The 13,921-nt window shown below is 40.7% G+C and carries 13 protein-coding genes; 5 read left to right on the forward strand and 8 right to left on the reverse strand.

Annotated elements, in window-relative coordinates; all coding sequences use genetic code 11:
- Window positions 1-17 precede the first annotated feature (17 nt).
- The 3 genes from hflK to nhaA are packed head-to-tail and all read left to right on the forward strand — an operon-like array spanning window position 18 to window position 3,377.
- The gene (gene hflK / locus AAEU31_RS04150; protein WP_421966535.1) at window positions 18-1,073 is read left to right on the forward strand and encodes an FtsH protease activity modulator HflK; all 1,056 of its coding nucleotides are present in this window, start codon (window positions 18-20) and stop codon (window positions 1,071-1,073) included.
- Complete coding sequence (gene hflC / locus AAEU31_RS04155) at window positions 1,070-2,068, forward strand: protease modulator HflC (protein WP_421966536.1); 999 nt, start codon at window positions 1,070-1,072, stop codon at window positions 2,066-2,068. The genes hflK and hflC overlap by 4 nt, the downstream gene beginning before the upstream one ends.
- A complete protein-coding gene (gene nhaA / locus AAEU31_RS04160; RefSeq protein ID WP_421966537.1) occupies window positions 2,055-3,377 on the forward strand; it encodes a Na+/H+ antiporter NhaA in 1,323 nt (440 codons plus the stop codon). Before hflC ends, nhaA begins: the two co-directional genes overlap by 14 nt.
- Before the next feature lie 505 nt (window positions 3,378-3,882).
- On the opposite strand, the gene AAEU31_RS04165 is transcribed toward nhaA, so the two are convergent.
- Complete coding sequence (locus tag AAEU31_RS04165; protein WP_421966538.1) at window positions 3,883-4,050, reverse strand: hypothetical protein; 168 nt, start codon at window positions 4,048-4,050, stop codon at window positions 3,883-3,885.
- A gap of 386 nt (window positions 4,051-4,436) precedes the next feature.
- On the opposite strand from AAEU31_RS04165, the gene rlmF reads away from it, so the two are divergent.
- Both rlmF and ltaE read left to right on the forward strand, forming a co-directional pair.
- Window positions 4,437-5,342 carry a 23S rRNA (adenine(1618)-N(6))-methyltransferase RlmF gene (rlmF, locus tag AAEU31_RS04170; protein WP_421966539.1) on the forward strand — a complete coding sequence of 302 codons (906 nt, stop codon included), beginning with the start codon at window positions 4,437-4,439 and terminating at the stop codon, window positions 5,340-5,342.
- 10 nt (window positions 5,343-5,352) lie between these two features.
- Complete coding sequence (gene ltaE, locus AAEU31_RS04175; RefSeq protein WP_421966540.1) at window positions 5,353-6,360, forward strand: low-specificity L-threonine aldolase; 1,008 nt, start codon at window positions 5,353-5,355, stop codon at window positions 6,358-6,360.
- Here the strand turns inward: ltaE and AAEU31_RS04180 are convergent.
- The 7 genes from AAEU31_RS04180 to AAEU31_RS04210 form a co-directional block, all read right to left on the reverse strand.
- Window positions 6,343-6,927 carry a thymidine kinase gene (locus AAEU31_RS04180; RefSeq protein ID WP_135926501.1) on the reverse strand — a complete coding sequence of 195 codons (585 nt, stop codon included), beginning with the start codon at window positions 6,925-6,927 and terminating at the stop codon, window positions 6,343-6,345. The two genes, ltaE and AAEU31_RS04180, sit on opposite strands and share 18 nt — an antisense overlap.
- 108 nt (window positions 6,928-7,035) lie before the next feature.
- Window positions 7,036-7,503: a methylated-DNA--[protein]-cysteine S-methyltransferase gene (locus tag AAEU31_RS04185; protein ID WP_421966607.1), complete on the reverse strand. Its 468-nt coding sequence runs from the start codon at window positions 7,501-7,503 to the stop codon at window positions 7,036-7,038.
- Between the two features lie 2 nt (window positions 7,504-7,505).
- Entirely contained in the window at window positions 7,506-8,855 is a 1,350-nt protein-coding gene (locus AAEU31_RS04190; protein ID WP_421966541.1) for a DNA-3-methyladenine glycosylase 2 family protein, read from the reverse strand.
- A 75-nt stretch (window positions 8,856-8,930) separates the two neighbouring features.
- A complete protein-coding gene (locus AAEU31_RS04195) occupies window positions 8,931-9,545 on the reverse strand; it encodes a superoxide dismutase (RefSeq protein ID WP_421966542.1) in 615 nt (204 codons plus the stop codon).
- 15 nt (window positions 9,546-9,560) lie between these two features.
- Window positions 9,561-10,067 (reverse strand): DUF2753 family protein, encoded by a 507-nt coding sequence (locus tag AAEU31_RS04200; protein ID WP_421966543.1) that lies wholly within the window; start codon window positions 10,065-10,067, stop codon window positions 9,561-9,563.
- A 122-nt stretch (window positions 10,068-10,189) separates the two neighbouring features.
- The gene (locus tag AAEU31_RS04205; RefSeq protein ID WP_054552102.1) at window positions 10,190-10,675 is read right to left on the reverse strand and encodes a GNAT family N-acetyltransferase; all 486 of its coding nucleotides are present in this window, start codon (window positions 10,673-10,675) and stop codon (window positions 10,190-10,192) included.
- Window positions 10,676-10,801: 126 nt separating this feature from the next.
- The gene (locus AAEU31_RS04210; RefSeq protein ID WP_421966544.1) at window positions 10,802-13,912 is read right to left on the reverse strand and encodes an efflux RND transporter permease subunit; all 3,111 of its coding nucleotides are present in this window, start codon (window positions 13,910-13,912) and stop codon (window positions 10,802-10,804) included.
- Between the last annotated feature and the right edge of the window lie 9 nt (window positions 13,913-13,921).

Below are 13,921 nucleotides of genomic sequence, written 5' to 3' on the forward strand. Positions count from 1 at the left end.
CTTGGAGCACTTTTACAATGAAGCAATTATCAACTAATCACAACCCTTGGGGTGGTGGAAATAAATCACCACCAAATCTAAATAAACTCTTTAAGGCGTTTTTCAATTCTAAAAACAACACACCAGATAATAAACCAGTTACTTTTGTGCTTATTTTATCTCTATTTATCGTTTTATTAAGTATATGGAGTTCAGTTTACACCGTGCCTAGTGATTCCGTCGCTGTTATCCAACGATTCGGAAAATTCTCACACATTGAACAGCCAGGTCTGCACTTTAAACTACCTTTAAATATTGATATATCAACCATCGTCGCAGTTAAACGGCAACTCAAACAAGAGTTCGGGTTTTCAACCAGTAATAATGATCAGCGCAATCAACCTTCACGACACTCTCTAGGTTTAAAAGAAACACAGATGGTAACTGGTGATTTAAACGCAGCACTTGTTGAATGGGTGGTTCAATATCGTATTGATGCACCGACTAAATTTCTGTTCGAAGTTAGAGAGCCCTCTGAGACACTAAGATATGTCTCCGAATCGGTTATGCGAGAAGTCGTCGGTGATAGAACCGTTGACGAAGTCATCACGATAGGCAGGCAAGAGATAGAGTCTGAGGCATTAAGCAAAATGCAGGCTCTTTCTACAAAATATGCAATGGGTATTAGAATTGACCAAGTCCAACTGAAAAATATAAATCCACCACAACCTGTCCAAGCCTCTTTTAACGAAGTAAATCAAGCTCAGCAAGAAAAAGAAAAGTTTATCAATGAAGCGCGTCGTGATTATAACAAAGTGATCCCACTAGCTTTGGGTGAAAAAGACCAAAGCATAAGAGAAGCTGATGGTTATAGATTAAAGCGCATAAATGAGGCCAAGGGCGATGCTGCACGCTTTCAGGCGCTCTACATTGAATATCTAAAGGCGCCAGAAGTCACTGTGAAAAGGATATATCTAGAGACAATGGAACAAGTACTCCCAAATATTCACTCAAAAATTATTCTTAATCAAACTGAACATAATGTATTGCCACTACTGCACTTTGGTAATTCAAAACTAGGAGAGCTAAAGTGAATAACCTACTCAGATTTTCAACAATTTTTATAGCCGTGATTGTGTTTATCTTTGCAAGAAATAGCCTTTACACTGTCAGTGAGGTCGAACAAGTAATTATCACTCAGTTTGGTAAGCCTATTGGTGAACCAATAACCAAGGCTGGCCTAAAAATAAAAATCCCATTTGTTCAACAGATAAATGTTATGGATAAACGTGTTTTAGAATGGGATGGCAGGCCATCAGATATGCCTACAAAAGATAAACTTTATATTTCAGTAGATTTGTTTGCAAGATGGCGAATTGTTGATCCCTTACAGTATTTTCTTAGATTGAAAGATGAGCACAGTGCCCAGTCTAGGTTAGATGATATTTTAGGAAGTGAAACTCGAAATGCCGTTGCAAAACATGAACTCATTGAAATTATAAGAACCAATAAAGAGCGAATCGCATTAAGGGAAGGATTATTAAGTACCTTTGAAGAAGAGCTAAAAATTGGCACTTTGGTACCAATAAAGAAAGGGCGAAAATTTGTAGAGCAAGAGATATTTGATTCTGCTTCACAGAAAGTGTCAGTATTTGGGATCGAACTGTTAGATATCCGATTCAAAAGAATTAACTACAATGCTAGCGTTCGTCCAAAAATCTATGAGCGCATGATAAGTGAAAGAAGGCAAATAGCAGAGCGATTCTTATCAGAGGGTAATGGCGAAGCTGCCAGAATTCGGGGAGATAGGGTCAGAGACCTAAATAAAATTCAGTCAGAAGCTTATCAGCAAGTAGAAGAGATCAGAGGAAAAGCTGATGCCTTAGCTGCACAAATTTATGCACAAGCCTACAATCAAGCACCTGAAGCTATCGCCTTTTATGCATTTACCCGCACAATGGCGTCTTACCCATCCATTATTTCTGAAGATACAACACTTGTTCTTTCATCAAATAATGAGCTTTTTAAATTTCTAGATAAAACGAACTTAAGTAACTCTGTTAGTACGCCTCAAAATGCAAACCACTAAAGGTAAGCAAACTCAAGGTGAAGAACTACCAAAAGTACACATTGATTGGTTCGTAAAACCTGTTACTCGATTTATAAAAATTGAGACTGCATCAGGTGGCGCCCTTTTGATTGCAACACTCATAGCAGTAATTTTTGCGAATTCTAGTTTTAGCGAGCCGTTTTTTCAATTTTGGGCAACTCCTGTTGGTTTCAGCTTTGGTGAAATTGAGCTTAAGTGTTCTATACATAAATGGATAAACGATGGTGCCATGACCATTTTTTTCTTTTTAGTCGCACTAGAACTAAAAAGAGAACTTATTTTAGGTGAGTTGAGAAGTCCCAAATTGGCTATGCTCTCTATTTCTGCTGCCATTGGTGGCATGATTGTTCCTGTATTGATCTTTGTGGTACTACAATTTGATACCCCTCCCTTAAATGGTTGGGGGGTGGTTATGTCGACCGATACAGCTTTTGTTTTAGGGTGTTTAGCATTACTTGGTAAAAGCATTCCAAAGGTATTAAGGGTATTTATGCTGTCCCTTGCAGTGGTCGATGATATTGGTGCGATTTTAGTTGTCGCAATTGGTTATAGCAGCACAATTGACTGGATATACATTGGTTTTGCTGTTGTTGGTTTGATAACTGTGAAAGCAATGGCTCATGTGGGCATTAGAAGCTTTATGATATATTTGGCAATTGGTGGGGTGATATGGTTAGCTATAGATTCGTCAGGCTTTCACCCTACAATTGCAGGCGTAATCCTCGGGCTTATGACTCCAACAGTAAAATGGGTTGATAATGAACGTTTACACAACATAATAACATGTATTACTTCATACCCTTTATCACCAACCAGTGAAGGTAGTGTTCCATACAAACAAGCTTTAAAAACGGCTGAAGCAGCAGCAAGAGAAGCACTATCCCCTGTTGAACGGCTAGAGAATATTCTGCACCCATGGGTTGGTTTTGTAATTATGCCGCTTTTTGCATTATCAAATGCTGGAATTATTATCAAAGAAGCTAATACTTTTGATTTTCTAGCAATAACTATATTTATAAGCTTAGTGCTAGGTAAACCTCTTGGAATAATTTTATTTAGTTGGTTTGCTGTCAAAACACGTATTGCAGTCTTACCAGAAAGCTTGAATTGGCACATGCTATTTGGTGGAAGTTTACTAGCAGGGATTAGTTTTACTATGGCATTGTTTATAGCCGATTTAGCATTACAAGCAACCTATGTAACAACTGCAAAACTCGCCATAATTATAGCGTCAATCACATCAGCCTTTATTGGCTGCTTGTTTTTAAAGTTTAGGACACGCTTGTGACTAGTAAAACAAGCGTTGTTATTATAACAGTTAAGTTGTCTAGGACAAAATTCTCAGTTCTCTATAACTGATGAAATTAGTGCTTCTAAGATGAACCTCAAATTAGTAAGGTTTTAGCCTTTTACAAGAAAGCTTCAAATCTGAGCGCAGAGATTTACCACATTACATTTATTTCATTAAGAATTTTTATGAAACTAGATTAAGCGATTTTTTAAGATTTAAATGGCTACTTTTTACTTAAAGTAGACTTTTTTAGCATTCACGTTAACTCACAATGGGGAAGTAACAAGTTAGCTTTTACATCTGTCCGCTTTTTAGAATCTGACAAATAGTACCGCACGATCAAAACCTTATGTTACATAACACCCTTATTGCTCAATTACTTGTACTATTTTCTTCTCTGCTTCTTTCATAGTTTAAACTAACGTTTTACTTTAAAAGCTTTATTTAACGCAGCGGCCGCTGTTTCTTATTTATAACATTAATCAGCTGTCGTTAATCCCTATTAGTCTTTACACTCAAAGCCTTTGGAGTCAACTTTGGCAATGTTGTCTTTATTGCCACACGCTTTAATTGCCATTTCAGTGTGATTGCGCTCATTGTATTGTTTAGCAATTGCGCCAAGGCTTAGCAAAATTACTACAGCTATCACTATTTTTTTAAATTTAGACATAAACATTCCTTTGAAAACAGACTACTTAAAACACAACGTTTTTGCTCTTTTGATGGGGCATAGAGGTTCACATTACCCATTGCTTGAGACATAACAGGTAAAAGGACAAAGAAAGATACTATTAGTCATTTTTTATAAGCTTCCTTGTTGTTTTTAATATTCAATTAAAATACACAGAAGCTCGATTCCTTCGATTGTCTTTAACAAGATAAAGTGCTTCATCTGCATTTTTAATTATTTTTTCTAAGTATTTCAAGTTAAAAATGATTTTTGCATACCATGTTTTTAATGAGACTAAGCAAAAATATCCACCGCAAACTAACTCAGAACAAAGATTTATTTGGTACAATCAGCCTTTGATATGGCTAACAGATAGGTTTTCCTTAATGCATCCGCGAAATCGCCACTTAAATGGCTACGACTTTACTTTGCTATGCAAAGATACTCCTGCCCTAACACCTTATATAACGCAAACGCCAGCGGGCACTGATACCATTGATTTCACCAATGCATTAGCGGTTAAAACCCTCAACCAAGCGTTATTAAAAAGCCATTATAAAATCGATTTTTGGGATTTGCCCGACAACTACCTTTGCCCGCCAGTTCCTGGCAGAGTGGATTACATTCATCACTTGGCCGATTTATTAGCAAGCGATAACCAAGATCATATTCCTACGGGTAAGCAAGTAAAAGTGCTTGATGTAGGCACGGGTGCAAATGTGATTTACCCGCTTACGGGTAATCACGAATATGGCTGGCACTTCACGGGCTCAGATATTGATGCTTTGTCTGTTAAAATTGCCAAACAAATCGTGCAATTCAACCGCCTTAAAATTAATGTTAAGCAGCAAAAAAACGCCGATAAAATGTTTACGGGCGTGATATCGAATAAAGATGTCTTTCACCTAACTTTATGCAACCCACCGTTTCATGCCAGCGAGCAACAGGCCAAAGCAGGTACTGAGCGCAAATGGAAAAACCTAAACAAAGCACCACAAAAATCGCTTAATTTTGGTGGCCGCCAAAACGAGCTTTGGTGTGAAGGCGGTGAGCGCGAATTTATTAGTAAAATGTGCATTGAGAGCCAAGAGTTTGCAGAGCAATGTATTTGGTTTACATCACTTGTTTCTAAGTCTGACACTTTACCGCATATAAAAAAGCTACTTAGCACACTTGATGTGAAAGAGGTAAAAGTTATAAAAATGGCACAAGGCCAAAAAATAAGCCGCTTTATTGCTTGGAGCTATTTTGACCAAGCCGACCGCGAAGCCATTCTTAACGAACTAGTATAAGGATAATAAAATGATCGACTTTCGTTCAGACACAGTTACAAAACCAACAGCAGCCATGCGCGCGGTAATGAATGACGCCCCAGTAGGCGACGACGTTTATGGCGACGACCCAAGCGTTAATCAGCTTGAACAATTTGCTGTTGAGCGCCATGGCTTCGAAAGCGCCCTTTATTGCAGCTCAGGCACGCAAGCAAACTTACTGGCATTAATGGCACATTGTGAGCGTGGCGACGAATACATTTGTGGTCAACAAGCGCATAACTACAAATTTGAGGGTGGCGGTGCCGCTGTATTAGGTTCTATTCAACCGCAACCAATTGAAAATAATAGTGATGGCAGCATAGATTTAAACAAAGTTGTGGCTGCGATTAAAGTTGATGATTTTCACTTTGCTAAAACCAAACTACTTAGCTTAGAAAACACCATTGGCGGCAAAGTTCTCCCGCTTAGTTATCTTAAACAAGCTAGAGAATGTGTTGATAAACACAACCTTGCTCTGCACTTAGACGGTGCCCGAGTGTATAACGCTGCGGTTAAGTTAGGTGTTGATATCACTGAAATCACCCAGTATTTTGATTCAGTGTCTATTTGCTTATCAAAAGGACTCGGTGCGCCGGTTGGCTCACTATTATTAGGTAGCAAAGCATTGATAGATAAAGCGCGCCGCTGGCGAAAAGTACTTGGCGGTGGTATGCGCCAAGCGGGTATGCTTGCAGCTGCAGGCCAGTATGCACTTGAGCATCACGTAACAAGGCTTGCTGAGGATCACGATAACGCAGCGTATTTGGCAGAGCAGTTAAACACGTTAACTGGTTTTGATACATCGCCTTTTCAAATTGATACCAACATTGTTTACGCAAATGTTGCCGAACATATCGATTTAAAAGCAGTGGCGCATGCTCTAAAAGAGCAAAACATGCTGTTTTCACCGGGTAAACCACTGCGCTTAGTGACCCATTTAGGCGTCACTAAGCAAGATATTGATAGCTTTATCTCGGCATTAGCGGCCGAGATTTAACGCTTCTTTATAATGTTTGCGGCACACCGATACATATCGGTCGTTGCCGCCAATTTCTACCTGATTACCGTCTGCAATCGCTTTGCCATGCTCATCGGTACGCAATACATGATTAGCTTTACGTCCGCAATGACACACCGTTTTTAACTCAATAAGTTTGTCAGCCCAGGCAAGTAAATATTGTGAGCCACTAAATAACTCACCTCTAAAGTCGTTACGTAAGCCATAACACAGCACCGGAATACCAAGCTCATCAACCACATCTGTTAATTGCATTACTTGCTCTTTTGATAAGAACTGGCACTCATCAACTAAAATACAATGGCGCTTTTGCTCTGCGTTTAATGATTTGATCAATTCAAATACATCGATATCAGCATCAAAAATATGGGCATCAGCTTGTAAACCAATTCGTGAAGACACCTTGCCAACACCTGCTCTATCATCAATAGCCGCAGTTAAAATAACCGGTTCCATACCACGCTCGCGGTAGTTAAATGCAGATTGTAAAAGTGTGGTAGATTTGCCTGCATTCATTGCAGAATAATAAAAGTACAGCTGTGCCATGATGTTGCCCAAATTTTAAAGTCGCAATATGCTACCCTAATCGCGCGGCAACATCATCTATTACCTTACTCTTATTACTTGAAACCTTGTCCCAGTAAAATTGCTGTTTTATAACAAGCCTTCGTGTTTAAGTAACCACTCTTTTCTTTCAAGGCCACCTGCATAGCCTGTGAGTTTACCGTTTGCGCCAATAATCCGATGGCACGGTACAATAATGCTAATCGGGTTTTTACCATTTGCAGCGCCCACTGCACGCACCGCTTTTGGGTTATTAATGGCAAGTGCAATATCTTGGTAACTCTTGCTTTGACCAAACTCAACATCTATCAGCGCACGCCATACTTGCCTTTGAAAGTGGGTACCTTGGGTATCTAGTGGAACAGTAAAACGCCTACGCTCACTGTTAAAATATTCATTAAGCTCACTTATACATATTAAAATGGGTGTAAGGGTGTGCTCATCAACAGCCTCAGTTTGCATCGAAACCACCGGGTAAAAGCCAACGTAACTGACGCCTTTTGACGTACTTTGAATGGTAATATCGCCAATCGGGCTTGGCATAATAACTTGTTGCATACTCATAATTGTTGCCATAGTTGAAAAGTTAAATAAGAGCGAAATGGCGCACAGTGCTCGCTATTAAATTCGCTTATTTCAGCGAGGGCTTTTTTAACCCCTAAGTCGCCCGCCAATAGAATATCGGGGTGGCTTTGACCGCGTAGTTTGGCGTAATTAACTGTCCATGGGCCAATGCCTTTGAGCTCTAACCAATTATCAAGCTCTTGATTATCTGGGTTTTGCTGACAATAGGCACTTAAACGCCGTAGCGCATCTTTGCGTGATTGTGGCATTTTAAAAAAATCGAGCTCAGAATTGGCAACCCATTCAGGGCTTGGAAAATAGTGGTTATTACTTTGCTGATTAAACTCATTTACAAGCTGTGTTACTAGGTTATGAGCCGCTGTAACACTTACCTGCTGACCAAGTACCGCACGAATACCTGCTTCATACTCAGACCAAATTCCCGGCAAACGAAGCCCAACACAAAGCGGCATTGCGCCTTTTAGCTCTGCATTTAAATGCTGTTCAATAGTGTGCGTGTCGGCATCTAAATCAAGCACACGACGAATGTTATGGATCACTTGCTGTAAATAGCGGGTGTTATCGATATCAATAACCACTTTAAAATGGTTTTTATGCTCAACAAAATGCGCGGTAAATTGCCCTTGGCAATATTTATCTTTAAAAGTGCGACCATAGCTCGTTGCGCTTAGCCATTCTAGACCACTAATTAAGCGGCGCTGTAAAAAGTCATGGAGTGCTTGCCAGTTATAAGGCGGCCTAAATGCTAGTGTTAAAGTTAATGTTGATGCTGGTTTTTTATCTGACTTGCGTAACTTTGACGGGGCGATATTTAACTGCTTTAAAAAAGCATCATTAAAACGACGAATACTATTAAAGCCTGCAGCAAATGCGATATCAGCTACCGACAAATCAGTTTGTTGTAATAGCTGCTTGGCAAAATTGCATTGGTTAAATAATCGATATTGGGTGATCGACAGTCCAAAATGTTGGTTAAACAAACGGCGTAAATAGCGGCTCGACACCCCTAGCCTGTCTGCTAAAACCTCGCAATCGTAGGCCTCGCCTTTATCAATTAGTTGTTTTGCACGTAATGCGGTGGTTTTAGTACCTAACCAAGCTGGGCTATTCGGAGCACTGTCTGGGCGACAGCGAATGCAGGGTCGAAAACCATCTTGCGCAGCCAAGTGCGCGTATTGGTAATACTCAACGTTTTTTTCTTGTGCCGTCGGTGCAGGGCAAATTGGTCTGCAATAAATGCCAGTGCTTTTTACAGCAACAAAGAACACCCCATCAAAGCGTGGGTCGCGGCTTTGCCTTGCAGTTTGCCATTGTTGGCTAGTCATAATTATTCTCGTTACACGCTAATACCGTTAGCTTAACTGAATATTATTTTTTGACTAGCCAGTTTCGGACCTTAACTATTTTTTAATTGCGGCTAAATATCGGCGCTCAACTTCCGGCCAATTGATCACTTCGTAAAATGCCGCAATATATTCAGGACGACGATTTTGATACTTCAAGTAATATGCATGCTCCCACACATCAAGCCCTAAAATAGGCGTGTGATTTTGCATCAGTGGGCTATCTTGATTAAGGCTACTTTCAACAACCAACTGGTTATTATCATCAACACATAACCACGCCCAGCCACTGCCAAAACGGCTTACCGCTGCATTAGTAAATTGCTCTTTAAACTCATCAAAGCTACCAAATGTATCAACAATGGCTGCATTTAACTCTGCACTTGGCATACCGCCGCCATTAGGTGACATAACTTGCCAAAATAATGAGTGATTATGATGGCCACCCACATGCTCTTGCACTGCTTTTTGTAATGACTCAGGCATTGATGAAATAGTGCGTAATAATGTTTCAGTATCTTGCTCAGAGTAATGACTGCCCTCTAGTGCAGCATTTGCTTTATTGATATAGGTTTGATGATGCAAGGTGTGATGAATTTTCATGGTTTTCGCATCAATGTGCGGTTCAAGTGCATCATAGTCATATGCTAAATCGGGTAATGTAAAAGGCATACTGATTCCTTATCGTTAGTGTAATAACTGCGTTTTATGGGGATAGTCAGCTAATAGCTGATTGATTCGGTTAATAAGTACCGGAAATGCCGATGCCATGCTGGCAAACTTAACCAGTTCATAATAGGTTTTATGGTGATGGTGCAGCACCAAGGTGCGAACCTGTTGCTCTGGGTGATTCAAAAGCACGCTTAATCGTTGATGAGCATGACAAAGCCACGTACAGGCTTTATCGGGTTTTTGCATTACTTTAAAGGTGTCAGCTAGATTCAAAGTAGCAACAACAAATGCTGCAATACAATGTTCTAACGAACGTGTTACAGACTGATTGATTGGGATATTAGAAAATTGCGCAAGAAGTGTTTCGGCGCAGCTGCTTGCAACCGTGTAATGATCACGTGCAGTAATAAGCTCGCCAGATTCAAATGCTAAGTTGCCTTGATAAATTGCACTTTGCCAAGGGGCAAGCGCATCATCAATGGCGTTTGCAGTTAAAGGTGTGTGGCGTGTTGTTTGAGTCATAAAAATCACCTGCACTTATACCAATCTTTGTATGTGTATTTAAACTACACACAGAAAAGTCTAAATGCAAATGATTTTTATTTATATTGGTATTTGTTAATTTTGAGCTATATCAAAATTACTTATTGATGCGCAAAGTCGATAAGCTCTTGGCCTGTCAGGCGGTAAATAATCCATTCGTTTTGTGGTTTAGCACCAATGCTGTCGTAAAAATCAATGGCTGGTTTATTCCAATCAAGTACCACCCACTCAAAACGACCACAGTCTTTCTCAAGTGCTTGCTTAGCTAGATATTGCATAATTTGCTTACCAGCGCCTTTACCACGGCTATCAGCACTGACGTAAAGATCTTCTAAATACAAACCATTTTTGCCAAGCCATGTAGAGTAATTATAAAAATACACTGCAAAACCAATTGGCGTGTCGCCCTCTAAACAAATAACACTATGAGCCGTAGCACCTTCACTGAATAACGTTTTTAAAATAGCTTGCTCGTCTGTTTTAACTGCGTCGGGTTCTTTTTCGTAAATAGCAAGTTCGGTAATAAAATGTAGGATTGTTGCAGCATCACTCGCGACTGCCGGACGAATTGTAATTGCGTTACTCACTCTGTATTCCTTTTTTACATCATTATTGTAACGCCCAGTTTATAAGGGCTTTAGCATGGTGTAAACGCCCTTTACAGAAATACACGGCATTAAAAAGGGGCTACTAAAAGTTAGCCCCATTTTGCTTTATTTACTCATCGACTTATAAAGTACCGGCAGTACAAATAAAGTTAAGAATGTTGCACTGACCAAGCCGCCAACAATAACCGTTGCAAGTGGCTTTTGTATTTCAGCCCCTATGCCTGTGCTTAGGAGCATTGGAATTAGTCCAAGCATTGAAGTAAGCGCGGTCATTAGTACGGGTCTGAGCCGTGATACAGCCCCTTCAAATACCGCTTTATCTTTGCTATCGCCGTGACTCACTCGGTGATTAATGCTTTCAACCATCACCACACCATTCAATACCGCAACACCAAACAGCGTAATGAACCCTACTGAACTGGGTACAGATAAGTATTGCCCAGAGACATACAATGCAATCACCCCACCAATTACAGCGAGAGGAACATTGACAAGAATAAGCACCACTTGCGATAAGTTACTAAAGGCAAAATAAAGCAATAACGCGATGAGTAATAAGGCCACTGGCACCACTATAATTAGCCGCTTTTGTGCCCGTTGTTGGTTTTCGAACTGGCCGCCAATCGCCACGCTGTAACCACTTGGTAACTGCACTTTATCAGCAATCGCAGTACGTATATCAGCAACCACAGAGCCCATATCACGCCCCTGTACATTCGCTTGAATGACTATGCGTCTTTGAACATCATCGCGACGAACTTGCGGAGCGCCAGACTCAATCTGTACATCGGCTACATCACCTACCCTAACAACGGCACCCGCGGGGGTACGCAGTCGAAGATCAGCAATCACATTTGGGTTTTGGCGATAACTTTGCGCTATACGCACATAAATATCATAGCGCTCATTGGCATTAATAATTTGCCCTGCTGATTGCCCACCAATACCGTGCTGGACTACATCCATTAAATCAGCTACCGATAAACCAAAACGCGATAACGCCAAACGGTTGGGTTTAACTATTAGCTGTGCTTCGCCGCCTATTTGCTCCATCGCGACATCTTTAGCGCCAGGTATTTGCTGAACTAGCTGCTCAATTTGTTGGCCTTTTTCACTTAAAACAGCCAAATCACTTCCGAACAACTTAATGGCCAATTGAGCCTTTACACCCGATAAAAGCTCATCTACTCGGGTTGCTATGGGCTGTGAAAAGTTAAACAAAAGCCCAGGGAATTGCTCAAGCTTGGCTTCCATTAACTGTTGCAATTCGACACGTGTTTTCGCGTTAACCCATTGCTCATGTGGCTTTAAACCTAAATAGATTTCTATGTTGTTAACCGGTTCAGGATCGCCCCCTACTTCTGCCCGACCGATTCGGCTCAGCGCATATTCCACCTCGTTAAATTCAAGCAACATGGCTTCAAGCTTTGGAGCCACTGAGATTGCTGTTTCGAGACTTGCAGATGGAGCAAGAGTCACACGTAGATTAATCGTACCTTCTTCAAGTTCTGGCACAAATTCAGTACCCAGCTTTGGTAGCATAACAGCCGCTACAATTAGTAATAAACCTGCAATAGCTAAAACGCTGCGTTTAGCCTGCAATGCTTTTTGTAAAGCCCGTTGATAAAGCATATCGATAGGTTTTAGTAAGATACTTTGCTTTACTGTCACGCCCTTAGCAAATAAATAAACACACAGTGCTGGCACCACAACTAAGGCAACAATTACAGCGCTAATAATCGCAAGCATGATACTCACAGCCATTGGCTGAAATAACTTAGCCTCAACACCTTCAAAGCTAAACAGTGGTAAAAATACCGTTAGAATAATCAAAGAGGCAAAAAAGATAGGCCGTGCGACTTCTTTTGCAGCAATTGCAACCAGCTCGGCGGGTAGCTTATGTTGATTGCGCTTCATCCCTAAGTGCCTAAATACATTTTCTACCATAACAACCGAGCCATCTACCAGCATGCCGATGGCAACAGCTATACCCCCTAATGACATTAAGTTAGCCGATAAGCCAAGCCATGCCATTACACTCAGTGCTAAACCAATCGAAATAGGGATCGACAATAACACCAAAAATGTTGCTCTTAAATCCAACAAAAATAGCGCTAATACTATGATAATAAATACAAAAGCTAAAAGCAGTGCATCAATAACTGTTTGTACCGCTTGGCTTATAAGCTCTGCTTGGTCGTAAATTGCTTTAAATTCAACCCCATTTGGCAGTGCTTGATTTATCATCTCGACACGCGCGTTAATGCCATCAATCGTTTGCTTGGTATTAGCGCCCATTCTTTTAAGCACGATACCTGTGACCACTTCACCACGATTGACTATTTCCCCTTGATCATTGCGTTTAGATAAGGTGACAGCGCCTTGGCGAATTTCACTGCCAAGCTCAACATTCGCAACGTCAGCCACTTTAACGACTGTACCATCAATGGTTTTGATAGGCGTTTGCGCAATTTCAGTAAGCCCTTTTTCGCCTGGGGTAAACCAACCTGTACCACGAATAACCAGCTGCTCTTGACCTCGGTTCATATACCAGCCACCCACATTGCTATTGTTAGCATCTAGTGCGTCACTAACATCTTGCTGTGTTAAGTCATAGGCTAGTAGCTTATTGGGGTTTAAGTTTACTTGATACTGCTTGACCTCACCGCCAAATGACAAAATATCAGTAACACCATCAATAGGTAATATAAGTAATTTAACCACCCAATCATTTAAGCTACGTAGTGCCATGCTATCTATGTTTGCATCTGGCTTTGCTTCAAGTAAATACTGATAAACTTGTCCAAGCCCTGATGTGTTAGGGCCCATTGTTGGCATACCTACACCGTCTGGGATCAACTCTTTAGCAGACTGCAAACGTTCAAAAACCAGCTGCCTAGCAAAGTAAATATCAACACCTTCTTTGAACACAACAGTGACGCCCGATAATCCCGTTTTAGAAATAGAACGAACTTGCTCTACATCGGGTAGTGCATACATAACCGCTTCTATCGGGTATGTGATCAGCTGCTCAACTTCTTCAGCCGCAAGCCCCGGCGCTTCGGTATTAACTGCCACTTGCACATTTGTCACGTCAGGAAAGGCATCTAAATTGAGTTTTGGGATCATAAATAAACTTACAGCAATCGCCGCAAGCAAGGCCAATAGCACCAGTAAACGATTTTTTATCACCGCTTCAATTAATAAATTAAACATGCGTCACCT

Origin of the sequence: Pseudoalteromonas thalassia, assembly GCF_049257215.1 — a bacterium.
Classification (GTDB): Bacteria; Pseudomonadota; Gammaproteobacteria; order Enterobacterales; family Alteromonadaceae; genus Pseudoalteromonas; species Pseudoalteromonas lipolytica_C.